We start from the raw sequence: 23,803 nt of genomic DNA, 5'->3' as shown, positions 1-23,803 counted from the left end.
TATACTGGTGACATAATCTCCTTGAGGAAAATGTTATGGTTCAGCGTATTACCCTTGCCCCGCAGGGCCCGGAATTCTCCCGCTTTGTAATGGGCTACTGGCGCCTGATGGACTGGAATATGTCCCCTCTCCAGCTGGCGAACTTTATTGAAGAGCATCTTGATTTAGGGGTCACTACCGTCGATCACGCCGATATTTATGGCGGTTATCTGTGCGAGGCCGCCTTTGGCGAGGCGCTGAAGCTGGCGCCGGCGCTGCGCGATCGTATGGAAATTGTGACCAAATGCGGTATTGCCACAACGGCAAAACCGGAGAATGCCCTGGGACACTACATTACCGACAGCGTGCACATTGTGAAAAGCGCCGAGCAGTCGCTCATTAATCTGGCTACCGATCGTATCGACCTGCTGCTGATCCACCGTCCCGATCCGCTGATGGATGCGGACGAGGTCGCTGAAGCCTTCCTGACCCTGCACCAGAGCGGCAAGGTGCGCCACTTCGGCGTGTCTAACTTTACCCCGGCGCAGTTTGCGCTATTGCAGTCTCGTCTGCCGTTTACGCTGGCGACTAATCAGGTGGAAATCTCCCCGGTTCATCAGCCGCTGCTGCTCGACGGTACGCTCGATCAGCTGCAGCAGCTGCGCATCCGTCCGATGGCATGGTCTTGCCTGGGCGGCGGCCGCCTGTTTAACGACGAGGCATTCCAGCCGCTGCGTAACGAGCTCGAAACCGTGGCCCGCGAGCTCAATGCAGAAAGTATCGAACAGGTGGTTTACGCCTGGATCCTGCGCCTTCCGTCTAAGCCGCTGCCGATTATCGGCTCCGGCAAAATTGAGCGCGTACGCGCGGCGCTTGCCGCCGAAGAACTGGAGATGACGCGTCAGCAGTGGTTCCGCATCCGCAAGGCCGCGCTGGGCTACGACGTTCCCTGAGCAAGTAATTGACTGACTTTCCGGTGAAATCTGCGCCTCTGGTATAGACTTAAGGTGCAAAAAATAACCCGTGGAGGTCTTATGAAGCGTTTTGCTCTGGCTATTGTCACGCTGGCCGTATGCGCAGGGGCGCAGGCAGCCAGCGACGACGTTGAAATGAATCTCGTCACTTCTCAGGGGGTAGGTCAGTCCATCGGGACGGTGAAAATCACCGAAACGGATAAAGGGCTGGAGTTTGCCCCCAATCTTAAGGCGCTTCCCCCCGGCGAACACGGTTTCCACGTTCATGCTAAAGGCAGCTGCCAGCCCGCAATGAAAGAGGGTAAACCTTCCGCCGCGGAAGCCGCCGGGGGGCCATCTCGACCCGCACAACTCTGGTAAACACGAAGGCCCGGACGGGATGGGGCACCTCGGCGATCTGCCGGTGCTGGTGGTCAATAACGACGGTAAGGCTACCGATCCCGTCGTCGCGCCCCGACTGAAAAAGCTTGATGAGGTCAAGGGCAAGGCGCTGATGATCCACGTGGGCGGCGATAACATGTCAGATAAGCCTAAACCGCTTGGCGGCGGCGGGGCGCGCTATGCCTGTGGGGTGATCTGATCGCCTATCGTGCCGGGCGGCGGCGCCTGTTCAAGCTGTGACAGGGAACAGTGCAGCCGCCAGATGATGGACGCCAGATCGCGCGCCGCAGGCAGATGATGGCGCGCCAGAGCGTCGCAAATGCGCTGAAGCTCGGCGAGGGTGACGCTGAGCGGGCGCTGCTGAACGCCGCGCTCGCTCATGACGTCGCGCAGCAGGGCGATGCAGGTGTCGCGGACCCGCGACAGCGGATCGGACCGCGTCTCCCAGGCGCGCAGCTGCCACACCACGTGCGAACAGTTCAGCAGCACCACGCCCCAGCGCAATAGCCAGCGCCGGGAGAGTGAATCCTGGCTGTTATTAAGCTGGCTGACGTGATGATAAACCAGCGATTCATATTCACTTTCGCGAAGGTGCGGCCTGCGGCTCAGCTGGTCGACAAATCCTCTGCGTAACTCCCGGATATGCCTGCGGCTTTTACGCGCGTCCGAACCAGGGCGCAGCACGGCGAACGCCAGCCATGCCAGCCCCACGCCGAGAATTTTCGCCAGGTTGTCATTCAGGAAATCGGCGTAATCGTAAACCGGCGGATTCGTCACCGAGATGAACGATCCCATAAAAACAATCAGCTGCCCCCACAGGCCGGCCAGCTTAGGCATTTGCAGCTTGAGCAGCTGCATGGTGGTTAACAGCGGAAACAGAAACAGCAGGAATTGCCACAGATCGGTTATCTGCACCATCAGGCCAAACTTCACCACAAAGCTGAAGAGCGACAGTAGCACCAGCGTGCGCATGAGGAGCGTAAGCGAGTTGAAGGGGGACGCCGCCACCGAATAGAGCACGCAGCTGATGGCCGCAAGCGTCAGCGCCGCGCTGCCCGCGTCCCACTGCGTGGTAATGGCCCATGCGCCGACCAGCATCAGTGCACAAAAGGTACGAAAACCGCTCCACAGCGCCTCCATGGCGTCGGTATGCCGCGCCAGAGCGGGGCTGCCGGGTACGGAAAACACGGTAACGGGCGTGGCATTTTCGACGGCTTTCAGCCAGCGGCTGCTGCGCAGATACAGCCGGCAGAAATAGTTCAGACGCTGCCAGAAGGCGCGATGGCGGTAGTCATACTCATCCGCTGGGGCGAGCGGAGCAATTATCCGGGCCACGCTGTAGATATCCGCGTCCGGGCGCGCAAGGGCGGCGAGCAGGGTGTCAATCACCTCCCGGGTATGCGCGGGCGGTGCAGGCCAGTTCAGCAACATCCGGCGAAGGCTCGATATTGCGCTGGTCATGCGTAGCTGCTGGTGCAGCAGGTAGTTCAGCAGCGTGTTCTGGCGACGAAAGCGATAGTGGCTCCAGAAGGCCTGTATGCGCAGCAGATTCATGGTCAGGATCTGGCCGATGACTTTTTCATGCGCGAGACGGATCTCATCGTTTGTGTCGGGTTGCCAGAGCAGGCTGGCATGTTCCAGCAGGCGCGCGTGCATCGTTTTCAGGGCGGTGATGAGCGTGGTGCCGTCAGAGGTGCTGGGCAGGATCATCATCATCATGCCGCCGCAGAGGATACCGACCATCACCTCGCACACGCGTGCCTGCGCGATATCCCACAGTTCGGTGGTATCCAGCACGTTAACCACCGGGAAGGCGATAATGGCCGCGGTATAGCCCGCCAGCTGAAACGCGTAGGCAACGTTATTGGTAAAATGGGCGCAGGCCCAGGTGCACAGCCCCAGCCAGGCGGACATGCTGAGCAGAAACAGCCACGGATCGTTCAGGGTATGGCCAGCCAGAATCAGGGCGGCGGTGGCGCCGAGCAGGCTACCCGCCACGCGTCCGAGGCTTTTACTGATAACGCCGCCGACGGTGGGGAAGCTGACCACCGCCGCTGACGTCATCGCCCAGTAGGGTTCATCCAGGTTCAGGTAATAGGCAACCGTAAGCGCAAGGCACATGGCGATGCCGTTGCGCAGCGCGTAACGCCACTGCGGGCGCGTCGCTTTTATCCAGGGCGCATTGCGCCACGAGACAGCCCGCAGGTTCATCATCGTGTCCCGATGGAGACGGTACAGGTGGTCCCTGAAACGAGAGTAATCTCTTTCGGCAGGCTGTCGAACTCCACGCGAACCGGCACCCGCTGGGCCAGACGCACCCAGGGTACGTTGGGTTTAATATCAGGCACCAGGCCAGAATCGGTTTCGACGCTCTGGTCGTAGATTGCCCGACCGATACTGGATACGTGACCCTGTAACGTTTGCGCGCCGCTGTAGAGGTTGATTCGGGCTGGCGCGCCCTCGCGAATATGGCGCAGCTTCGTCTCCTCAAAATAGCCAACCACGTAAAACGAGCGGCTATCCACCAGGGCAAAAACCGGCTCTCCGGTCGTGGCGTAGTCTCCCACGCGCGTGGACAGGTTGGTAATCCACCCGTCTACCGGCGCTTTAACCACCGTCTGGGTCAGCTGCCACTCGGCTTCCTTCAGCGTGGCCTCCGCCACCTTCAGACCGGCCTGCATGGTTTTCACGTTGATGTTGGCGGTATCCAGATCTTCCGCAGAGATATAGTTTTTCGACAGATGACGGCGTCGGTCGGCTTCGTTGTTGGCCTTTGCGAGATCGGACTGAGCCTTAGCCAGCTGTGCCTGGGCGTTAAGCACGGCAATCTGAAAAGGGGTCTCGTCAATGCGGAACAGCACATCGCCCGCGTGGACGAACTGGTTGTCCTTTACCATGAGCGCGGTGATGCTGCCCGACACCTGTGGCGTGATGCTGACCTGTTCTGCGCGTATTTTGCCGTCGCGGGTCCAGGGGGACTGCATGTAATAGTTCCAGAGCCACCAGCCGGCAATCAGCGCCAGCGCCAAAACGAAAAGAGTGGAAAAATATTTAAGCGTTTTCAAGGGCATTCTCACCAGACGGTTAACACGGCAAGGCCAAGACAGACGGAAAGGGTAAACAGCGAGAGATCCATCAACATCGGGTGCCAGATTTCACCAGAATACATCCAGTCCCGCAGCAGTCGGTGCGCCACGAGCCAGATCACAAATCCAACCATAACGGCTTTAAAAAGAGGCGGAAAGTAGACCGATGCGCCGATAATCAGATCCTGAAGGGGCAACCCGGCAGAGAAAGAGAAAAACGTCACGAGCAGCGATCCTTTGCAGTGGAGTGAGTGCCGCAATGGCATGTATCAGTGCGATGGCGCATGAATATTCAGTGTAAATCATTCTTTCTGGAATGATGAATACCGTGATTGCATTTGTTTTGGCAATACAAATACTGCAAACTATTCTAAAATCACTATAATCACTTAGCAAGCTAATTATAAGGAGATGAAATTGGAATCGCCATTAGGTTCTGATCTGGCAAGGTTGGTACGCGTCTGGCGTGCTCTGATTGACCATCGCCTGAAACCTCTGGAACTGACGCAGACCCACTGGGTTACGCTGCATAACATTCATCAGCTCCCGCCAGAACAGTCGCAAATTCAGCTGGCAAAAGCGATCGGTATCGAGCAACCGTCCCTGGTGCGTACGCTTGACCAGCTGGAAGAGAAGGGACTCATCTCCCGTCAAACCTGCGCCAGCGATCGTCGCGCCAAGCGTATAAAACTGACGGAAAAAGCGGCGCCAATCATTACGGAGATGGAAGCCGTCATCAGTAAAACGCGGGGGGAGATCCTGTCCGGTATTTCACCTGCGGAGCTGGAGATGCTTATTGGACTTATCGCCCGTCTTGAGCAGAACATCCACGAGCTGCAAACCCGCGACTGACCGAACGTAAAGGCCCTGCTTATGCAGGGCCTTTCTCATTACCTGAACACCACGACCCGGTTGCGCCCCGTCTCCTTTGCCTCGTACATGGCTTTATCCGCGCTTTCCACGCAGGTTTCCGCGCTGGTTTCCGGCGAGGTTGCGGTGAATACGCCCATGCTGATGGTAATTGGCTCCGGCAGATGGCCGCCGCTGCTGGTTTTATCAAACCCGCTCAGCTTGAGACGGATGCGCTCGGCGACCTGCCGCGCGGCGTCTGATGGGGTATTGGTCAGCATCAGAACAAACTCTTCACCGCCGATTCGGGCCGCGATATCCTGGGGGCGCACGGAATCCGTCAGAAGATTAGAGACAAACTGCAGCACCTTATCTCCCTGCAAATGCCCGTAGCAGTCGTTGATGCGCTTGAAACGGTCAAGATCGCTTACCACCACCGATACCGGGTGAGCCTCCGTTGCCGAGCCGAGGGCGTAGTTTAATGAATCATAAAAATAGCTGCGGTTATAAAGACGGGTGAGCGGGTCGCGGATCGAGTTTTGATAAGACTGCTGGTATTTGACGTGCGAGTCGCGATACAAATTAAAGACGTCGGAAAGCAGAATGAATATTATCATTAACGTCGCGACGGTTTCGAATAACCGGGCGCGATACCACGAAACATCTTCCGCGTGTCCGCCTAAAAGCAGCATTAACAGCGTGACGACATAACAGACGCACAAAAAATTTCCGCCCACCCAGAACAAATTTCTTATCCGGGTCACGGCTATCAGGGTGATTAACGTAACGCCCCAGAGAACGATCAAAATGATATTGATCGTCTGGCTCCAGAGAACCATAAACTTCCGGGTTTCATTATCCACGAGATCCAGTGTTAGCATCGTGGAATGGCTGGAATAGAACCACGCCAGCCCAAGCATACCGCACGTGAAAAGAGCCGACCCGGCAACGGTGCCGATGTGGGTGCTTCGCGTGAGGGGGGAAGCGCGAAGCGTATACAGTAATACCGAGGCCATCATCAGCACCGCCATTAAAAGGTGGCGGAACATATAAAAGATCATCGCGTCATTATAGTTCGCCTCGTTGAACTGATAGAGATCCAGCCAGGCCGGAAAGCTGGACAGCGTACCCACCATCAGCAGTGCCGAACCGGCAAAGGCCGCGGCAATCGGAACGAGATATAAACGTTTTTTATCGCACCAGTATTTCATTGCCATAAAGCAGGCAATAAACAGATGGAATACCAGAAGAAAAATAGTGAGCGTAGGGAAAAATAGCGGAGAGAATGAAGGAACCCATTCAACAAGTTTTATAAATAATCCCTGTAATACGCTTATGACGATAATGCATCCAATGACGAACGCCATATAGCGGTTTTTTACAAATCGAGAGATCGCAAGCATATAAGTTCAAATAAATAAAAAAGAAAAAATGAATGCGAAGAGTCTAACGAAGAGAAGTAAAAAATACTTTGCGCAGGAACAAGAACAGAGGAGATGAATAATTCACCAAGTGAATTATTTTTGTAAATATATTTATTAAATTGATATGTTTTGTAAATGGAAGCGGTCTTATGACCGCTTCCATTATTATTTTAACGCGGGGAGACGGTAACCTGGCTGCCGTTGCTTGCCAGTACAACACGCTGGCCAGCGGAGAAGCGGGTATTACCCTGTTTCTGCACGACCATAATAGTGCTGCCATCGTCCTTGCGAATTTCCAGCTCAACGCCCTGGGTTTTGTTCATCGCGCCCTGAACGCCCTGACCAGCTACGCCGCCGGCAACTGCGCCCGCCGCGGTGGCCAGAGAACGTCCGGTACCGCCGCCAATGGTGTTACCCAGGAATCCACCCAGTACCGCACCACCGATTGCGCCCACAACGTTCGTGTCATCGCCACCCTGAATCTGAACAGGACGGGCATTAACGATAGTACCGTATGTCACGTTCTGTACCTGTTTAGCTTCAGAAGCACTATATACGTCGCCGGAGAGTGAATTGTCGTTCACACAACCCGCCAGTGTTAAACCAATCAGCGAAACGCCCATTACACGTAAAATCATTTGACTCTCCTGTTCACCAAAAAACGCCCGGTTGGGGCATCCGTTATGGCTAAATTATATGGCATTAACGACCACAGTTCATATCTTTGCATGCCGAATAAAAAAATTTTACTTGAATCTGGCTTAACGGGACATAAACAAAAGCCGCCTGTGCGGCAGGTCTGAGATTGTTAAAAATTATAATCACCGCATAGCAAAGCGGCGTCATTTATGATGGAGTGTTTGCACTTAGCCCACGTAACGTAAGGAAAGCGCATGAAATCGGGTCGCTATATCGGTGTGATGTCCGGGACCAGTCTTGACGGTGTGGATGTCGTCCTGGCCGCTATTGATGAAAACATGGTGGCGCAGCAGGCAAGCCTGAGCTGGCCTATTCCGGTCTCGCTAAAAGAAGAGATTCTGAGCATCTGCCAGGGACAGCAGCTGACGCTTTCTCAGCTTGGTCAGCTGGACGTGCGTCTGGGGGCGCTGTTTGCACAAGCGGTACTGGCCCTGATGCAGCAAGAGCGCCTTCATCCGCAGGATGTCGTGGCGATCGGGTGCCACGGGCAGACCGTCTGGCATGAGCCCGTCGGCGAGGCGCCGCACACGATGCAAATTGGCGATAACAACCAGATTGTGGCCAAAACCGGCGTGACGGTAGTGGGCGACTTCCGCCGTCGGGATATGGCGCTTGGCGGTCAGGGCGCGCCGCTGGTGCCGGCATTCCACCAGGCGCTGCTGGCCCATCCGGTTGAGCGCAGGATGGTGCTGAACATAGGCGGGATCGCCAACCTGTCGTTGCTCATCCCGGGTCAGCCGGTGCGCGGATACGATACCGGGCCCGGCAACATGCTAATGGATGCCTGGATATGGCGTCAGATCGGTAAACCTTACGACAAAGATGCCCGGTGGGCCAGCCAGGGGAAGGTGATCCTCCCTCTGCTGCAGTCTCTGTTAAGCGATCCGTTCTTTGCGCTGCCTGCGCCAAAAAGCACGGGGCGAGAATATTTTAACTACGGCTGGCTTGAACGCCAGCTGGCGCAGTTCCCCGCGCTCGCGCCGCAGGACGTGCAGGCTACGCTTACTGAGCTAACCGCCATGTCAATTTCTGAGCAGGTATTGCTGAGCGGCGGCTGCGAGCGCCTGCTGGTATGCGGGGGGGGGAAGCCGCAATCCGCTGATTATGGCGCGCCTGGCCGCACTGCTGCCGGGCACGGAAGTGACTACCACAGATGAAGCCGGCATCAGCGGAGACGATATGGAGGCGCTGGCCTTCGCCTGGCTTGCCTGGCGTACGGTTGCCGGGCTGCCGGGGAATTTACCTTCCGTGACCGGCGCGCGGGAAGCGAGCGTTCTCGGCGCTATTTTCCCCGCGAACCCGCGTCATAATCAGAGTTAACTGAAATTCAGCGGCGGGTGTAACCCTTAAAATGAGGAACAACAGGAGGGCGGCCATGCCCTCCGGGACCAGGATAGTCTTCGGGATATGCTCATGAAAAAATACCTTCTTATTGCTTTGCCTTTGCTTCTGACCGGATGCAGCGCCTATAACCAGCTTGTTGAGCGTATGCAAACCGACACGCTTGAATACCGCTGTGATGAAAAACCGCTGACGGTGAAGCTGAACAACCCTCGTCAGGAAGCCAGCTTTGTCTACGACAATAAATTGCTGACCCTGAAGCAGGGCATGTCGGCCTCCGGCGCGCGCTACACGGACGGGATCTACGTGTTCTGGTCGAAAGGGGACAGCGCTACCGTCTACAAGCGTGACCGCATTGTGCTGAACAACTGTCAGCTCGAAAATCCGAAGCGTTGAGATTTTTACAAGGGGGGCGCACAATAGCGCCACCCAATGTCAATTTCAGCTAACGCCATGTCAGATAACGACGAATTGCAGCAAATTGCGCATCTGCGCCGTGAATACACCAAAGGCGGGCTGCGCCGCCAGGATCTTCCCGCCGAACCGCTGGTGCTTTTTGAACGCTGGCTGAAGCAGGCCTGTGAAGCGAAGCTGGCCGATCCGACGGCCATGGTTGTCGCCACGGTTGATGAAAACGGTCAACCCTACCAGCGCATCGTCCTGCTCAAGCACTTCGACGACAAAGGGCTGGTGTTCTACACCAACCTCGGCAGCCGGAAAGCCCACCACCTGGAAAACAACCCGCGCATCAGCCTGCTGTTCCCGTGGCATATGCTGGAGCGTCAGGTGATGGTGACCGGCAAAGCGGAGCGCCTCTCCACGCTCGAGGTCGTGAAGTATTTCCACAGCCGCCCGCGCGACAGCCAGATTGGCGCGTGGGTGTCTAAGCAGTCCAGCCGCATCTCTGCCCGCGGCGTGCTGGAGAGCAAATTCCTCGAACTCAAGCAGAAGTTTCAGCAGGGTGAAGTGCCGCTGCCGAGCTTCTGGGGCGGATTCCGCATTCCCATCGAGCAGATGGAGTTCTGGCAGGGCGGTGAACACCGTCTCCATGACCGCTTTTTATACCAGCGCGACAACGGTGCCTGGAAAATAGACAGGCTGGCCCCGTAAACCCTGAAATTTGTTGTGTTAAGCGCTAGCGCACGCCGCGCTTGCGCTTTATTCTATGTACCTTTCGCACCAGGCGAAAAGTCGTGTACCGGCAAAGGTGCAGTCGTTTATACATGGAGAATTTGATGGCAAGCAGTAACTTGATTAAACAATTGCAAGAGCGGGGCCTCGTGGCCCAGGTGACGGACGAAGAAGCGTTAGCAGAGCGACTGGCGCAAGGCCCGATCGCGCTCTATTGCGGCTTCGATCCCACCGCTGACAGCTTGCATTTGGGGCATCTTGTTCCGTTGTTATGCCTGAAACGCTTCCAGATGGCCGGCCATAAGCCCGTCGCGCTGGTTGGCGGCGCGACCGGTCTGATTGGCGACCCGAGTTTTAAAGCCGCTGAGCGTAAGCTGAATACCGAAGACACCGTTCAGGAGTGGGTAGACAAGATCCGCAAACAGGTTGCACCCTTCCTCGATTTCGACTGCGGTGAAAACTCTGCAATTGCGGCGAACAACTACGACTGGTTTGGCGGCATGAACGTGCTGACCTTCCTGCGCGACATCGGCAAGCATTTCTCTGTTAACCAGATGATTAACAAAGAAGCGGTGAAGCAGCGTCTTAACCGTGACGATCAGGGCATCTCCTTTACCGAGTTCTCCTATAACCTGCTTCAGGGTTATGACTTCGCCTGCCTGAACAAGCTCCACGGCGTTTCTCTGCAAATTGGCGGCTCCGACCAGTGGGGCAACATCACCTCCGGTATCGATCTGACCCGTCGTCTGCACCAGAATCAGGTCTTTGGTCTGACCGTTCCGCTGATCACCAAAGCAGACGGTACCAAGTTCGGCAAAACCGAAGGCGGCGCGGTATGGCTGGATCCGAAGAAAACCAGCCCGTACAAATTCTACCAGTTCTGGATCAACACGGCGGATGCCGACGTTTATCGCTTCCTGAAATTCTTTACCTTTATGGATATTGAGGACATCAATGCCCTGGAAGAGGAAGACAAGAACAGCGGTAAAGCTCCGCGCGCCCAGTACGTGCTGGCGGACGAAGTTACAAAACTGGTGCACGGCGAGGAAGGCCTGGCGGCGGCGAAACGCATTACGGCGAGCCTGTTCAACGGTACCCTGAGCGACCTGAGCGAAGCGGACTTTGAGCAGCTGGCGCAGGATGGCGTGCCGATGGTCGAGATGGAGAAAGGCGCAGACCTGATGCAGGCGCTGGTGGACTCCGAGCTACAGCCGTCCCGCGGCCAGGCGCGTAAAACCATCGCCTCAAACGCTATCACCATCAACGGCGAGAAACAGGCCGATCCGGAATACACCTTCACCGAGAGCGATCGTCTGTATGGCCGCTACACGCTGCTGCGTCGTGGTAAGAAAAATTACTGTCTGGTCTGCTGGAAGTAATTAAAAGTATGCAGGGGCGTGGGAAACCACGCCCCTTTTGTTTTGACAGGGTTTGGTAAGTACAACATGAAGAACATCCTCGCCATTCAGTCCCACGTTGTTTTTGGGCATGCCGGCAACAGCGCTGCGGAGTTCCCGATGCGCCGCCTCGGCGCCAACGTCTGGCCTCTCAACACCGTCCAGTTTTCGAATCACACCCAGTACGGTAAATGGACCGGCTGCGTGATGCCGCCGTCGCATCTGACGGAGATCGTTCAGGGTATTGCGGAGATTGACCAGCTCCGGCGCTGCGACGCTGTGCTGAGCGGCTATCTCGGTTCGGCGGAGCAGGGGGAGCATATCCTTGGCATCGTGCGCCAGGTGAAAGCGGCAAACCCCGCAGCGAAATATTTCTGCGACCCGGTGATGGGCCATCCGGAAAAAGGCTGCATCGTGGCGCCGGGCGTGGCGGAGTTTCATGTCCGGCATGCCTTGCCGGCCAGCGATATTATTGCCCCCAACCTGATTGAGCTGGAGATCCTGTGCGAGCATCCGGTAAACAGCGTAGAAGAGGCTGTAAGCGCGTCTCGCGAGCTGATAGCCCAGGGGGCCGGAGATTGTACTGGTAAAACACCTGGCACGCGCAGGGATGAGCCAGGACCGTTTTGAGATGCTGCTGGTGACGAAGGACGACGCCTGGCATATCAGCCGGCCGCTGGTGGATTTCGGCATGCGTCAGCCCGTTGGCGTCGGTGATGTCACCAGCGGTTTGCTGCTGGTGAAGCTGTTGCAGGGGGCAGGCCTGCGCGATGCGCTGGAGCACGTGACCGCGGCCGTATATGAAATCATGATTGCGACGAAAACGATGCAGGAATATGAGCTGCAGGTGGTTGCGGCGCAGGATCGCATCGCGAAGCCGGAGCACTATTTCAGCGCCACAAGGCTATAAAGCCCCATATTGACGTTTGCCGGGTATGCGTCATCGCTACCCGGCAACACGCGCTCGCAGGTTAGTTTAAACCTTCCGCTTTCAGCGCCGCGGCAACCGCAGGACGCTCCGCCACGCGTGCCATGTACGACGCGATATGATCTAATCCGTCCATGTTCAGCTTAACCGCGCGCGCCCAGCGCAGAACGGTAAACAGATATGCATCGGCAATAGTGAAGCGTGAACCACAGATCCACTGGTCGTCCTTCAGGCTGTCGTTAATGTACTGAAGCTTTTTCTCCAGCAGCGTGCGCACGGTCGGTTTGTACTCTTCAGGGGTATCCGGGCGGAACAGGGGCGTAAAGCCCTTGTGCAGCTCGGTGGCGATGTAGTTCAGCCACTCCAGCGTTTTATACCGTGCAATGCTGCCGGTAGGGGCAAGGAGCTGACGATCCGGTACGTTATCCGCGAGATACTGCATAATCGCCACCCCTTCGGTCAGCAGGGTGCCATCATCCAGCAGCAGGGCCGGAACCTGCCCTTTTGGGTTAATCGCAAAAAAGTCATCCCCGTTTTCCAGGCGCTTTTTCATCAGGTCAACGCCGTCCAGCGTAAAATCCTTGCCGCTCTCGCGTAGGGTGATATGGGAAGCAAGAGAGCAGGCGCCCGGTTTATAGAACAGTTTCATCGGTAACTCCTTTTTGCTGAGGTTCCAGCTATGTTAGTGCGCGTTCGGATAAAAAAAAAGCCGCTAATACGTTAGCGGCTTCTGGTCAGTCGTTTCCCGATGACGTTACGCGGTGGCGGTTGAGCTCGCCTTAGCGGATTTGTCGTCGTCCTGAGTCATACGATTCAGTTTAGGGGCAGTCAGCAGCATCAGTACGGCAATCACGGCGGTCGCGATACCAATCTGCATGAACACGGTGCCGTAAACGTTCAGGGACACCAGCGGGTCGGTAACGTTTTCTGGTACCGCCATCAGGTTCGCAATCTTACCGGCGATGATCGCCGCGCCAGCGGTGGTCAGGAACCAGCTACCCATGATGAAGCCCATCAGACGCTGTGGTACCAGCTGTGCAACCATTGCCAGGCCCAGGCCGGAGATCATCAGCTCACCGATAGACTGCAGCGCATAGCTCAGGATCAGCCAGTTAACGGAGACGATACCCGCGTCAGTCGCGAATTTGGTACCCAGCGGCAGGACCAGGAACGCGCCAGAACACAGCACCATACCGATGGCGAACTTGTGCGGCATAGGCAGACGGTCGCCCATTTTGTTATAGATAGCGGCCAGAATCGGGCTACCAATCATGATCCAGAACGGGTTGAGCGCCTGATACTGCTCCGGCTCGAACGCGATACCCAGGATTGAGTGCTCAACGTTACGGATAGCGAAGAAGTTCAGAGACGTAGGCATCTGGCTGTACAGCACGAAGAAGATAATCGCTTCCAGCATCAGGATGAAGGCCACAATCATCTTGCGGCGGGCGGAACCCTGCATGGCGAAGGCTTCTTTGGCGAAGATGATAACGATACCCAGCGCAACCACGCCCAGTACCGCACGTGCAACGCCCTGGTTGTGCAGCAGCCAGGTGGCAACGGCGGCCAGGATCACAACACCAACGATGGTTGCCAGCAGTTTGCCCATGTGCACCGGTTCGAAGTCTGGTTTTGAACCATAATCTTTAACCCAGCTGCGGCAGAACAGGAAGTTCACTACCGTGATCAGCATGCCCACGAAGCTCAGCGCAAACGCCACGCTCCAGCCAAATTTCGCGGCCAGCCATGGGGTTGCCAGCATGGAGAAGAATGAACCGATGTTGATGGACATGTAGTACATGGTGAATGCACCGTCCAGACGGGGATCATCTTTGCTGTAGCAGGTAGAAAGCAGGGAAGACGGGTTAGCCTTGAAGAGGCCGTTACCGACCGCGATGGTGGCCATGCCCATGTATACCACGCCTGCATCGTGCCCGGACCACGCAACCAGTCCATAACCAATCGCCAGAACCACGGCGCCCAGCATAATGACGCGTTTAGTCCCGAGGACTTTATCGCCTAACCAGCCGCCAATTGCGACAAGGCCATACACCAGAGCGCTGAAGGATGAGAACAGCGTGATGGAATCCGCTTCGGACATACCCAGTTGCTTAACCAGGTAAACGGCCATAATCCCTTGCAGGCCGTAGTAGCCAAAACGCTCCCATAATTCGATAGAGAAAATGAGATAGAACGCTTTAGGCTGTTTGAAAGCGTTAAGACTTACGCTCTCATCTGTTGGTTTATTGTTTGCAGTTGACACATATACCTCTTTTTTTACATCCCATATTAACGGGGGTGTTCATAGCGTGATGACCGTAGTCCATCCGCTTTATAGTTATATTGGGAGGGGAAACGGCGGGTAATGTTCACTATCCAGCCCCGTCTGGCAATACGTTTGTAATACTCTGTTACATATAACTGACGCGGCATAATCCTCGGTTCATACAAATGTTATTCAGCGTTAAATTTCATTGGTTGAAAATTGCTGGTTTTTTTCACTGCAAAAGGCCCGGTCGAATGGCTGCTTGGCGATATGTTCTGCTATTTAAGGTTGTTGGCAGTGATATAGCCCATAATCTGAAAAATGACTGGTCTTATCTGCGGCGTGGGGCCGATTACATCTTGCGTGGCAAATGGAATGGGACGGTTTTATAAACAAAAATCCAACATGACGTTATCAGAGTGATCGGGATCACAGATGTATAGAAATTTTTGGTGATGAAAAAACTATTAACCTGTTTGAGTGTTAAATGGCCGACGAATCAGTGTGGCTTAAAGCCAAAGCGGAGGGCATTTTATGGTCAATCTAAGGGATAGCAGAGCCCTTATTGAAACTAAGGGCTTGAGAGGCGAGCGGAAAAAGCGCTGTCAGGGATAGACCTTTTCGCTGTACTCGCAAAGATCTTCGATAATGCAGGAGCCGCAGCGCGGCTTGCGGGCTATGCAGGTATAGCGACCGTGCAGGATCAGCCAGTGGTGGCAGTCCACCTTAAACTCGGCGGGAACCACCTTTAGCAGCTTCTCTTCAACCTGCTCCACGTTCTTTCCTGGCGCAAAATGGGTGCGGTTAGAGACGCGGAAGATATGGGTATCCACGGCAATTGTCGGCCAGCCAAAAGCCGTGTTCAGCACAACGTTTGCCGTCTTGCGCCCGACGCCCGGCAGCGCCTCCAGCGCAGCACGATCTTCCGGAACTTCACCGCCGTGCTGCTCAAGCAGGATCCGGCAGGTCTTAATAACGTTTTCAGCCTTGCTGTTAAACAGGCCGATGGTTTTGATATAGGATTTTACCCCCTCCACGCCCAGCTCCAGCATGGCCTGCGGCGTATTCGCGACGGGGTAGAGCAGGGCAGTCGCTTTGTTGACGCTTACGTCAGTGGCCTGCGCGGAGAGCAGCACCGCGATCAGCAGCTCAAACGGAGAGTTAAAGTTCAGCTCCGTCGTTGGATGAGGATTCTGATCGCGCAGGCGCGTCAGTATCGCAATGCGTTTCTCTTTATTCATGAGGCTTTTTCGGGGATCCCTTCCTGCACGCTGCGCTCGGCCGCGCGGCGCTTACGTTTTTCATCAATCAGGTATTTTACCGCCAGCATCATGCCAAGGCCAATAAATGCTCCCGGAGGCAGCATCGCCAGCAGGAACGGGGTGTCCGTGTGGAACACCTCGATGCGCAGCGCCTTAGCCCAGCCGCCGAGCAGCGCATCAGCGCCGTCAAAAAGCGTGCCGTTGCCCAGAATTTCACGCATAGATCCGAGGACGAACATCGCGGCGGTAGCGCCCATGCCGATGGAAAATCCGTCCAGCGCGGAGATGGCCGGGTTGTTTTTCACCGCGAAGGCTTCGGCGCGGCCAACGACGATACAGTTGGTCACAATCAGCGGAATGAAGATCCCCAGCGACTGGTACAGGCCAAAGGCGTAGGCATTAATCAGCATTTGCACCACGCTAACCACCGAGGCAATGATCATCACGTAAATCGGAATGCGGATTTCCGACGGCGTCCAGCGGCGAAGCACGGAAATAGAGAAGTTGGTCAACGTGAGCACCAGCGTGGTTGCCAGGCCCAGACCGAGCGCGTTGGTGGCGGTGGACGTCACCGCCAGCAGCGGGCACAACCCCAGCAGCTGCACCAGCGCCGAGTTGTTCTTCCAGAGTCCCTGAACGATGACTTCTTTAACCTGGCTCATGGTCACTCCTCACACGGGGAAAGATTGTTAAGCTGCCCGGGCAGCGTTTCGGCATACAGCCCGGCGCGCTTGACGGCGTTGACCACCGCGCGCGGCGTTATGGTGGCGCCCGTGAACTGGTCAAACTCGCCGCCATCTTTTTTCACCGCGAAAGCGGGATCGTCCTCGCCATGAATCACCTTCCCGGCAAAGTGTAAGATCCAGTCGCTTAAGCGCGTTTCGATTTTATCGCCGAGGCCCGGCGTTTCGTGATGCTCCGTGACGCGCGTGCCCAGCACGGTTCCGGAAAAATCACTGCCCACAAGCAGCTGAATAGCACCCGAGTAGCCGTCCTGCGCGGTGGCTTCCATGATGGCACCCACCGAGTTCTCGCCCTTACGGGCAATATACACGCGGTGCGGTCCGCTGCCGAGCTGCGGAGCCTGCACGACAAAGCAGCTCTTCTGCAGGTCGTTATCGTAGAAATCTGACGGGATCACCTGATCGAAAAGCGCTTTTTGCTGTTTTACAGCCTGTTCTTCAATGGTGGTTTTCGTCAGCTCATTCACCAGCGCCGTCAGCCCGGTGAGGGCGGCGGCGAAGATTGCCAGCGTAACGCCGTGTTTTTGCATTGTCTTAAGCATGGCGTAACCCTTAGCGATGACCGTACACGCGCGGACGAGTGTAGTAGTCGATGAGCGGAACGGTGATATTGGCCAGTAGCACGGCAAACGCCACGCCGTCGGGATAGCCGCCAAAGCTGCGAATAAGCCAGACCAGCAGTCCCGCCAGCGCGCCAAAGATGAGGCGGCCGCGGTTAGTGGTGGAGGCGGTTACCGGATCGGTCAGGATAAAGAATGCACCGAGCATGGTCGCGCCGGAGAGCAAATGAAGCTGCGGGGTTGCCAGTGAGTCCGGGGAAATAACCCAGCCGAGCGTCGAGCAGACGGCCAGCGTCGCCAGGAAGCTGACCGGAATATGCCAGCGGATGGCCTTCTGTTGCAGCAGGAACGCACCGCCCAGCAGGTAGGCCACATTGACCCACTGCCAGCCAGCACCTGCCAGAACGCCGCTGTAAATGGAGGACTGCATCACCTGCTCAACGCTGTGTCCGGCGCGCAGGGAGGTTTTGAAGGTGTCGAGCGGCGTCGCCTGGCTGATACCATCCACGCCCATGCGGAGCGCGTTCATATCCGCGCCCTGCGCGGTGTGGCCGCTAAAGATTACATGCAGAGCGTCCATAAACCCGGGCACCGTGGCGGCAAGCTCATGCGGCGGCAGCCAGCTGGTCATCTGGACCGGGAAGGAGATGAGCAGAACAACGTAGCCGATCATCGCCGGGTTAAACGGGTTATGGCCCAGCCCGCCGTACAGCTGTTTAGCGATGACTACCGCAAATACGGTTCCTGAAACCACCATCCACCAGGGCGCAAACGGGGGAATGCTGATGGCCAGCAGCAGGCCGGTCAGCAGGGCGGAGTTATCGCTCAGGATGCGGGTAACGTCCATTTTGCGCAGCTTCAGGATCAGGGCTTCCGCTGCAACGGCGCTGGCGCAACCAAGAGCCAGCTGGAAAAGCGTGCCCCAGCCGAAAAACCAACACTGAACGGCAATGCCCGGCAGCGCGGCCAGGCACACCAGCATCATGATACGCGATGTCTGGCGCTGGTTATGGGTATAAGGGGAACTTGCAATTCTGAAAACCATTTAATCCTCGTTAACGGCTTGCTGCGCGGCTTTCTTTGCCTGAACACGCGCAATCGCGGCGGCGACTGCGGCTTTGCGTGGATCGTCGTTAGCGGCCGCAGGCAGCGTTTCCTGCTGTGCCGCCTTGCGCGCCTTAGCGCGGGCGATGGCCGCTTCCACGGCGGCTTTACGCGGATCGACGGGGGCTTCGCTCTCTTCGGCAGGCTGAGTCTGTGCCGCCTTGCGCGCTTTGGCGCGGGCGATAGCCGCTTCCACGGCGGCTTTACGCGGGTCGACGGGGGCTTCGCTCTCTTCGGCAGGCTGAATCTGTGCCGCCTTGCGCGCTTTAGCGCGGGCGATGGCCGCTTCCACGGCAGCCTTGCGCGGATCCGGCGCGTCCTGCTCCACCACCACTGCCTGCTGTCCGGCCTTGCGCGCTTTGGCACGGGCGATAGCCGCTTCCACCGCGGCTTTACGCGGATCGGCATCGGCTTCCGGTTTGGCGTTTTGCGCCTTCTGCGCCTGACGCGCGCGCTTCGGCTTTACGCGCCTCGCGGGCGGCAATCGCTTCGCTGTTGTCCGGTTTTTGTCCGGCCGCTATTTCCACCGCCTGGGCGGCGGTGGCTTTTTTCTCACGCACGCGGGCCAGTGCGGCGTTAATCGCATCCTGATCTTTTGCATCAGGCTGCACGGCGGCCTGCTTATGGCGTTCCTGACGGGCGAGCTTCTCGCGCTCCAGTCTTGCCTGGCGCGCTTCAAAGCGGGCTTTAGCTTCAGCGGCGCGTTTTTCCTCCATCGAGATCGCATAGATTTCGGCTTTCTCCTGACGGAAGTACTGCACCAGCGGAATATTGCTCGGGCAGACCCAGGCACAGGCACCGCATTCAATACAGTCTGCCAGGTTGTGCGCCTGCGCCTTATCGTGCAGCTGGCCTTTGCTGTACCAGTACAGCTGCTGCGGCAGCAAATCTGCCGGACATGCGTCTGCGCAGGCGCTACAGCGAATGCAGCTTTTCTCTTCCTGCGTTTCGCCCATTTCCGTCGGGGAAGGGGCGAGCAGGCAGTTAGTGATTTTCACCACCGGGACGTCGAGCCACGGCAGGGTAAAGCCCATCAGCGGGCCGCCCATGATGACCATCTGATCGCTGCCCGGACAGAACCCCGCCTGCTCCAGCAAATGACGCACCGGGGTGCCCAGGCGAGCCCAGACGTTGCCGGGACGCGAGACGGACTCGCCGGTCAGGGTGACCACGCGTTCGGTCAGCGGCTCCCCGTCGATGACCGCACGCTTCACCGCGTAGGCGGTACCGACGTTCTGCATCAGCACCTCGATATCGGACGAACGACCCCCGTGGGGAACCTGCTTGCCGGTCAGGATCTGCGTCAGCTGCTTTGCGCCACCGGACGGGTATTTCGTTGGGATCACGCGCAGGCCGATATCATGGCTATCCGCCAGCACCGCGCGCAGCATGGAAATGGCCTGCGGCTTATTGTCCTCAATACCGATGAGCACTTCGCGGGGCTGCAGGATATGCGCAAGGATGCGAATCCCTTCCACCACCTGCGCCGCGCAGTCCTGCATCAGGCGGTCATCCGCGGTGATGTACGGCTCGCACTCGGCGGCGTTGACGATCAGCGTTTCGATTTTATCGCCGCCGCCTTGAAGCTTGGCGCCGGTCGGGAAGCCTGCGCCGCCCAGACCCGCAACGCCGAACTGATGAATACGCGCTATCAGCTCTTCCCGGCTGCGGGAGCGGTAGTCGCTCCAGCCGTCGCGATCGATCCAGCGGTCCTCGCCATCAGCTTCAATGATGACGCTCAGCTCGGACAGCGCCGACGGATGGGCAACGGTATGTGGGGCAATAGACACCACTTTACCGGAGGTCGGGGCGTGAACCGGCAGCATGCGGCCGCGGCCAAAGGTCAGCGGCTGGCCGCGAAGGACGCTGTCGCCTTCCTTCACGCACAGTTCACCTTCCGCGCCGATATGCTGTTTCAGAGGCATAACGTAGCGGGTCGCCAGCGGGATCTGACGCAGCGGCGTGCCGTTAGACTGCGATTTCATCTCCGGCGGATGGATGCCGCCGTCGAAATCCCAGATCTTCTCTTTTCTGAAAGCAGAAAATAACTTAAACATGTTGTTCCACAGGAATATTGCGAACCGGAATGGCTTGAAGATCCCACTTCCAGTTTTCGGTAGTCGTTTCAACCGGGCGTAGCTCTATACACTGCGTCGGGCAGGGCGCCACGCAGAGATTACAGCCGGTGCACAGATCCGCCACAACGGTGTGCATAGCGCGCGTTGCGCCCACAATGGCGTCTACAGGACACGCCTGAATACATTTGGTACAGCCAATGCAGTTGGCTTCGTCAATAACGGCAAGGGCGCGCACGGGCTCCTGCGCCTGTTCATCGCCGTCGACGGGCTGCGGGTCGACGTTAAGCAGCGCGGCAATTTTGAGCATGACGGCTTCGCCACCCGGCGCGCAGCGGTTAATTTTCTCACCCTGCACGCCCACCGCCTCAGCATAAGGGCGGCAGCCGGGGTAGCCGCACTGCCCGCACTGGCTCTGCGGTAAAAGCTCATCGATTTTTTCAACAACCGGATCGTCCTCGACCGCAAAACGGCGGGAGGCATAGCCCAGAATGACGCCAAACACCAGTCCCAGCACGCTGATGGACGCGATGGCAATCCAGATAGCACTCATTACAACTTCACCAGACCACTAAAGCCCATAAAGGCCAGAGACATTAAACCAGCGGTCACCAGCGCGATGGCGTTGCCGCGAAACGGCGCGGGAATATCCGCCGCCGCCAGACGCTCGCGAATGGACGCGAACAGAACCATAACAAAGGAAAAACCGACCGCCGCGGAAAAACCGTACAGCGCCGACTGCATGAAATTATGCCCAAGGTTGATGTTGAGCAGCGCCACGCCCAGCACCGCACAGTTGGTGGTGATGAGAGGCAGAAAAATACCCAGCAGGCGATACAGGGCCGGACTGGTTTTACGCACCACCATTTCGGTGAACTGCACAACCACCGCAATGACCAGGATAAAGGACAGGGTGCGCAAATAAAGCATGTCCAACGGGATGAGGATCCAGGTATCAATCAGCCATGCGCAGATAGAGGCCATCGTCATCACGAAGGTGGTTGCCAGCCCCATGCCCATTGCCGTCTCCAGCTTTTTGGAGACGCCCATGAACGGGCACAGGCCAAGGAACTTCACCAGCACGAAGTTATTAACCAGCACAGTTCCGACAAAGAGCAGTAAGTAATCGGTCATTATTTAGCCTGAAATAAAATAGCCGCCTATTATCGGATAAACGACAACAGGCCACAACAGGTTAACTGTAAGGTTATTACGGGTTAACGAAGGTCTTTTTCACGCGCGTTGAGCGCTTGAAATAGGGCACCAGAAGCGCCGTTGCCAGCAGCGGAAACAGCAGCTGGCGCACCGCCAGCGCGTCAGACACGGGCGAAAAGGCGAAGGCTTTTACGGCCAGCAGCACGGAGACCAGCAGCCAGATAATGTAGTGCTTCGGCACGCTTTTGCGGCGCCTGAAGAATGCGATGGTCAGCCACAGCGTGTAGTACCACATCGCGATCGCGAAAACGAACGACACAAACCAGGTCGCAATATTGAGCGCGCTCTGAGACATCAGCGTCTGGATAGCATGAGGCGTAATCAGTGCAGTGGTATAAAGCAGCAGCGCCAGAGACGCGCTTAATAATGCAACCAGCAGCCATGCCAGCGGGGCGATTAACCAGCCACCAATTCTTTCTCCAGGCAATGCGGTCATAGGCTCTCCCATAGTCTGCGCGAAATGTTATACAGAAATTTGCAGGGCGCAGAGTATATAACATTTCACGCGGATGGCTACTTTCTTATACTACATAACGCCATACGGATTTAGGGACTTCACCTACGTTGAACAGACGACCGCCAGAGACCAGTTCGGCGCGACGGTGATCTGCGGCACGGTACATATTGATGATGTCCTGATTATCCGACAGGGTATAGTTCAGATGGTCAAACAGTTTTTCCAGGCTCTCAAGGGAATTGATTTTGCGAAATTTTAATAAATAGTCCTGAACTGTCATATTAATGAGTTTCCATATAAAAGGGGTAATACCCGTAAAGGTAACGCGTTCGAATAATAAACGGATTAATAAAGACGTAAACTGTCCACTCGGGTAGCGTGACGAAATTAGGAGTTTTCTTTGCGAAGAATCAGGCACCCGTCGATGCCTGGAAGTGAAGGGTAACCCCGTTCATAACGTCAGGCAATACGTGCCATAACGTAAATTGTCACGCTTTATGACGAAACCGGATTACTTATGTTGTGCGACGGTCACAGGCTCCGGCGGCTGGTAGTTATCGATATGGCTGGCAACGCCAAGCAACACGACCGACACCCCAAGGACAATCCATCCCGCTAATTCAATGATTCGATTAATTATTGACGCCATAATTTGTGTTTGTAATTTATCCATAAATACAGATTGCAAATGTTACAGCGCCATTTTCCTCAGGGCAAGCGCTTTGGGAACGATTCCCCGGGATAAAAGGCACACTTTTACGGGCCGTAACAAATACCTTTGCCGCAGGATGCTATTTTAAGTCTAAGGGCACATTATTAATCCGTGCGGCAAGCGCAAATGCGGTGGTAAATAAGCGCACGGCGAGGGGGCATATCATGAGTGAAAACATCCGCGTCGGTCTTATTGGCTACGGATACGCGAGCAAGACCTTTCATGCACCGCTGGTTGCCGGTACTCCGGGAATGGAGCTGGCGGCTATCTCAAGCAGCGATGAAACCAAAGTCCACGCCGACTGGCCGGCCGTGCCGGTGGTGACGGAGCCAAAGCATCTCTTTAACGATCCGAATATTGACCTTATTGTCATCCCCACCCCTAACGACACCCACTTCCCGCTGGCGAAGGCGGCGCTGGAAGCGGGTAAACACGTTGTCGTCGATAAGCCTTTTACCGTGACGCTGTCACAGGCGCGCGAGCTGGACGCGCTGGCGCGCAGCCTGGGGCGGCTACTGTCAGTATTTCATAACCGGCGCTGGGGCAGTGATTTTCTGACGGTTAAGGCGCTGCTGAACGAAGGCACGCTTGGAGAAATTGCTTATTTTGAGTCGCACTTCGATCGTTTTCGCCCGCAGGTGCGGGACCGCTGGCGCGAGCAGGCCGGACCGGGCAGCGGCATCTGGTATGACCTGGCGCCGCACCTTCTCGATCAGGCCGTTCATCTGTTTGGGCTTCCCGTGAGCATGACGGTCGATTTGGCTCAGCTCAGGCCGGGGGCGCAAACCACCGACTATTTCCACGCCATGTTAAGTTATCCGCAGCGCCGTATTGTGCTGCACGGAACGATGCTTGCGGCTGCGGAATCGGCCCGCTATATCGTTCACGGCGCGCGCGGCAGCTACGTGAAGTTCGGCCTGGATCCGCAGGAGGGGCGTCTAAAAAATGGCGAACGCCTGCCGCAGGAGGACTGGGGCTACGACATGCGTGACGGCGTGGTGACGCGTGCGGAGGGAGAGGTGCTGGTGGAGGAGACGGTGCTGACGCTACCGGGAAACTACCCGGCCTATTATGCCGCTATCCGCGACGCGCTGAACGGTTCCGGGGAAAATCCGGTTCCGGCGAGTCAGGCAATACAGATTATGGAGCTGATCGAGCTGGGAATTGAATCTGCCAGACATCGCGCAACGCTCTGTCTGGCATAAGGCCGTGCCGGGCAG

22 protein-coding genes and 4 pseudogenes are annotated in these 23,803 nt (G+C 56.7%); 9 read left to right on the top strand and 17 right to left on the bottom strand.

Features of this window, described 5'->3' with window-relative positions:
- Positions 1–35 precede the first annotated feature (35 nt).
- Positions 36–932, top strand: coding sequence for an aldo/keto reductase (locus HWQ14_RS17815; protein ID WP_176610515.1), 897 nt, complete (start codon positions 36–38; stop codon positions 930–932).
- 81 nt (positions 933–1,013) lie between these two features.
- Positions 1,014–1,533: pseudogene (gene sodC, locus HWQ14_RS17810) on the top strand (superoxide dismutase [Cu-Zn] SodC).
- Here the strand turns inward: sodC and HWQ14_RS17805 are convergent.
- From HWQ14_RS17805 to HWQ14_RS17795, 3 genes are read right to left on the bottom strand one after another with little or no spacing between them, the layout of a single operon-like run.
- On the bottom strand, positions 1,512–3,545 hold the full coding sequence (locus tag HWQ14_RS17805; protein WP_176611224.1) for an FUSC family protein: 2,034 nt from the start codon (positions 3,543–3,545) through the stop codon (positions 1,512–1,514). The pseudogene sodC and the gene HWQ14_RS17805 sit on opposite strands and share 22 nt — an antisense overlap.
- Positions 3,545–4,405, bottom strand: coding sequence for an efflux RND transporter periplasmic adaptor subunit (locus HWQ14_RS17800; protein ID WP_176610514.1), 861 nt, complete (start codon positions 4,403–4,405; stop codon positions 3,545–3,547). Before HWQ14_RS17800 ends, HWQ14_RS17805 begins: the two co-directional genes overlap by 1 nt.
- 2 nt (positions 4,406–4,407) lie before the next feature.
- Entirely contained in the window at positions 4,408–4,644 is a 237-nt protein-coding gene (locus tag HWQ14_RS17795; RefSeq protein WP_148418908.1) for a DUF1656 domain-containing protein, read from the bottom strand.
- Positions 4,645–4,831: 187 nt separating this feature from the next.
- Between HWQ14_RS17795 and slyA the strand changes: the two genes are divergently transcribed.
- On the top strand, positions 4,832–5,272 hold the full coding sequence (slyA, locus tag HWQ14_RS17790; protein ID WP_176610513.1) for a transcriptional regulator SlyA: 441 nt from the start codon (positions 4,832–4,834) through the stop codon (positions 5,270–5,272).
- Between the two features lie 38 nt (positions 5,273–5,310).
- Here the strand turns inward: slyA and HWQ14_RS17785 are convergent, their stop codons facing one another.
- Both HWQ14_RS17785 and slyB read right to left on the bottom strand, forming a co-directional pair.
- A complete protein-coding gene (locus HWQ14_RS17785) occupies positions 5,311–6,672 on the bottom strand; it encodes a GGDEF domain-containing protein (protein ID WP_176610512.1) in 1,362 nt (453 codons plus the stop codon).
- Positions 6,673–6,863: 191 nt separating this feature from the next.
- Positions 6,864–7,331, bottom strand: coding sequence for an outer membrane lipoprotein SlyB (gene slyB, locus HWQ14_RS17780; RefSeq protein WP_063448917.1), 468 nt, complete (start codon positions 7,329–7,331; stop codon positions 6,864–6,866).
- A gap of 255 nt (positions 7,332–7,586) precedes the next feature.
- Between slyB and anmK the strand changes: the two are divergent.
- From anmK to pdxY, 5 genes and pseudogenes are all read left to right on the top strand, one after another.
- Positions 7,587–8,712 (top strand): annotated as a pseudogene (anmK, locus tag HWQ14_RS17775) (anhydro-N-acetylmuramic acid kinase).
- 87 nt (positions 8,713–8,799) lie between these two features.
- Complete coding sequence (gene mliC / locus HWQ14_RS17770) at positions 8,800–9,129, top strand: C-type lysozyme inhibitor (protein WP_176610511.1); 330 nt, start codon at positions 8,800–8,802, stop codon at positions 9,127–9,129.
- Positions 9,130–9,186: 57 nt separating this feature from the next.
- Complete coding sequence (gene pdxH, locus HWQ14_RS17765; RefSeq protein ID WP_176611223.1) at positions 9,187–9,843, top strand: pyridoxamine 5'-phosphate oxidase; 657 nt, start codon at positions 9,187–9,189, stop codon at positions 9,841–9,843.
- A gap of 125 nt (positions 9,844–9,968) precedes the next feature.
- The gene (gene tyrS, locus HWQ14_RS17760) at positions 9,969–11,243 is read left to right on the top strand and encodes a tyrosine--tRNA ligase (RefSeq protein ID WP_148418896.1); all 1,275 of its coding nucleotides are present in this window, start codon (positions 9,969–9,971) and stop codon (positions 11,241–11,243) included.
- A 66-nt stretch (positions 11,244–11,309) separates the two neighbouring features.
- A pseudogene (gene pdxY, locus HWQ14_RS17755) lies at positions 11,310–12,171 on the top strand (pyridoxal kinase PdxY).
- A gap of 61 nt (positions 12,172–12,232) precedes the next feature.
- On the opposite strand, the gene gstA reads toward pdxY, so the two are convergent.
- The 12 genes and pseudogenes from gstA to blr form a co-directional block, all read right to left on the bottom strand.
- A complete protein-coding gene (gstA, locus tag HWQ14_RS17750) occupies positions 12,233–12,838 on the bottom strand; it encodes a glutathione transferase GstA (RefSeq protein WP_176610510.1) in 606 nt (201 codons plus the stop codon).
- Positions 12,839–12,943: 105 nt separating this feature from the next.
- Complete coding sequence (dtpA, locus tag HWQ14_RS17745) at positions 12,944–14,452, bottom strand: dipeptide/tripeptide permease DtpA (RefSeq protein WP_176610509.1); 1,509 nt, start codon at positions 14,450–14,452, stop codon at positions 12,944–12,946.
- A gap of 608 nt (positions 14,453–15,060) precedes the next feature.
- On the bottom strand, positions 15,061–15,696 hold the full coding sequence (gene nth, locus HWQ14_RS17740; protein ID WP_148418888.1) for an endonuclease III: 636 nt from the start codon (positions 15,694–15,696) through the stop codon (positions 15,061–15,063).
- The gene (locus HWQ14_RS17735) at positions 15,693–16,379 is read right to left on the bottom strand and encodes an electron transport complex subunit E (protein WP_176610508.1); all 687 of its coding nucleotides are present in this window, start codon (positions 16,377–16,379) and stop codon (positions 15,693–15,695) included. The genes nth and HWQ14_RS17735 overlap by 4 nt, the downstream gene beginning before the upstream one ends.
- Positions 16,380–16,381: 2 nt before the next feature.
- Positions 16,382–17,002: an electron transport complex subunit RsxG gene (gene rsxG / locus HWQ14_RS17730; protein ID WP_176610507.1), complete on the bottom strand. Its 621-nt coding sequence runs from the start codon at positions 17,000–17,002 to the stop codon at positions 16,382–16,384.
- 10 nt (positions 17,003–17,012) lie between these two features.
- The gene (gene rsxD, locus HWQ14_RS17725; protein ID WP_176610506.1) at positions 17,013–18,065 is read right to left on the bottom strand and encodes an electron transport complex subunit RsxD; all 1,053 of its coding nucleotides are present in this window, start codon (positions 18,063–18,065) and stop codon (positions 17,013–17,015) included.
- A pseudogene (gene rsxC, locus HWQ14_RS17720) lies at positions 18,066–20,181 on the bottom strand (electron transport complex subunit RsxC). It abuts the gene before it with no gap.
- A complete protein-coding gene (gene rsxB / locus HWQ14_RS17715; protein WP_148418879.1) occupies positions 20,174–20,752 on the bottom strand; it encodes an electron transport complex subunit RsxB in 579 nt (192 codons plus the stop codon). Before rsxB ends, rsxC begins: the two are co-directional and overlap by 8 nt.
- Entirely contained in the window at positions 20,752–21,333 is a 582-nt protein-coding gene (gene rsxA / locus HWQ14_RS17710; RefSeq protein ID WP_022647920.1) for an electron transport complex subunit RsxA, read from the bottom strand. Before rsxA ends, rsxB begins: the two co-directional genes overlap by 1 nt.
- A 76-nt stretch (positions 21,334–21,409) precedes the next feature.
- On the bottom strand, positions 21,410–21,850 hold the full coding sequence (locus HWQ14_RS17705) for a DUF2569 domain-containing protein (protein ID WP_148418877.1): 441 nt from the start codon (positions 21,848–21,850) through the stop codon (positions 21,410–21,412).
- 85 nt (positions 21,851–21,935) lie between these two features.
- Positions 21,936–22,151, bottom strand: a complete 216-nt coding sequence (gene ydgT, locus HWQ14_RS17700) for a transcription modulator YdgT (protein WP_000217941.1) — start codon at positions 22,149–22,151, stop codon at positions 21,936–21,938.
- Positions 22,152–22,382: 231 nt separating this feature from the next.
- Positions 22,383–22,508 (bottom strand): division septum protein Blr, encoded by a 126-nt coding sequence (gene blr, locus HWQ14_RS17695; RefSeq protein ID WP_176611222.1) that lies wholly within the window; start codon positions 22,506–22,508, stop codon positions 22,383–22,385.
- A 239-nt stretch (positions 22,509–22,747) separates the two neighbouring features.
- On the opposite strand from blr, the gene HWQ14_RS17690 reads away from it, so the two are divergent.
- Entirely contained in the window at positions 22,748–23,788 is a 1,041-nt protein-coding gene (locus tag HWQ14_RS17690; RefSeq protein WP_176610505.1) for an oxidoreductase, read from the top strand.
- Positions 23,789–23,803 lie beyond the last annotated feature (15 nt).

The sequence above is a fragment of the Enterobacter cloacae genome (assembly GCF_013375935.1).
GTDB classification, from domain to species: domain Bacteria; phylum Pseudomonadota; class Gammaproteobacteria; order Enterobacterales; family Enterobacteriaceae; genus Enterobacter; species Enterobacter pasteurii.
This window is presented reverse-complemented; position numbering and strand designations above follow the sequence as displayed.

Excerpts from the sequence above, each read along its gene's own strand:
- HWQ14_RS17705 (WP_148418877.1), bottom strand. The coding sequence starts at position 21,850 with ATGACCGCATTGCCTGGAGAAAGAATTGGTGGCTGGTTAATCGCCCCG.
- tyrS (WP_148418896.1), top strand. The coding sequence starts at position 9,969 with ATGGCAAGCAGTAACTTGATTAAACAATTGCAAGAGCGGGGCCTCGTG.
- mliC (WP_176610511.1), top strand. The coding sequence starts at position 8,800 with ATGCTCATGAAAAAATACCTTCTTATTGCTTTGCCTTTGCTTCTGACC.
- HWQ14_RS17735 (WP_176610508.1), bottom strand. The coding sequence starts at position 16,379 with ATGAGCCAGGTTAAAGAAGTCATCGTTCAGGGACTCTGGAAGAACAAC.
- ydgT (WP_000217941.1), bottom strand. The coding sequence starts at position 22,151 with ATGACAGTTCAGGACTATTTATTAAAATTTCGCAAAATCAATTCCCTT.
- gstA (WP_176610510.1), bottom strand. The coding sequence starts at position 12,838 with ATGAAACTGTTCTATAAACCGGGCGCCTGCTCTCTTGCTTCCCATATC.
- HWQ14_RS17805 (WP_176611224.1), bottom strand. The coding sequence starts at position 3,545 with ATGAACCTGCGGGCTGTCTCGTGGCGCAATGCGCCCTGGATAAAAGCG.
- rsxB (WP_148418879.1), bottom strand. The coding sequence starts at position 20,752 with ATGAGTGCTATCTGGATTGCCATCGCGTCCATCAGCGTGCTGGGACTG.
- pdxH (WP_176611223.1), top strand. The coding sequence starts at position 9,187 with ATGTCAGATAACGACGAATTGCAGCAAATTGCGCATCTGCGCCGTGAA.
- slyB (WP_063448917.1), bottom strand. The coding sequence starts at position 7,331 with ATGATTTTACGTGTAATGGGCGTTTCGCTGATTGGTTTAACACTGGCG.
- rsxA (WP_022647920.1), bottom strand. The coding sequence starts at position 21,333 with ATGACCGATTACTTACTGCTCTTTGTCGGAACTGTGCTGGTTAATAAC.
- slyA (WP_176610513.1), top strand. The coding sequence starts at position 4,832 with ATGAAATTGGAATCGCCATTAGGTTCTGATCTGGCAAGGTTGGTACGC.
- HWQ14_RS17815 (WP_176610515.1), top strand. The coding sequence starts at position 36 with ATGGTTCAGCGTATTACCCTTGCCCCGCAGGGCCCGGAATTCTCCCGC.
- HWQ14_RS17800 (WP_176610514.1), bottom strand. The coding sequence starts at position 4,405 with ATGCCCTTGAAAACGCTTAAATATTTTTCCACTCTTTTCGTTTTGGCG.
- rsxD (WP_176610506.1), bottom strand. The coding sequence starts at position 18,065 with ATGGTTTTCAGAATTGCAAGTTCCCCTTATACCCATAACCAGCGCCAG.
- HWQ14_RS17690 (WP_176610505.1), top strand. The coding sequence starts at position 22,748 with ATGAGTGAAAACATCCGCGTCGGTCTTATTGGCTACGGATACGCGAGC.
- nth (WP_148418888.1), bottom strand. The coding sequence starts at position 15,696 with ATGAATAAAGAGAAACGCATTGCGATACTGACGCGCCTGCGCGATCAG.
- HWQ14_RS17785 (WP_176610512.1), bottom strand. The coding sequence starts at position 6,672 with ATGCTTGCGATCTCTCGATTTGTAAAAAACCGCTATATGGCGTTCGTC.
- rsxG (WP_176610507.1), bottom strand. The coding sequence starts at position 17,002 with ATGCTTAAGACAATGCAAAAACACGGCGTTACGCTGGCAATCTTCGCC.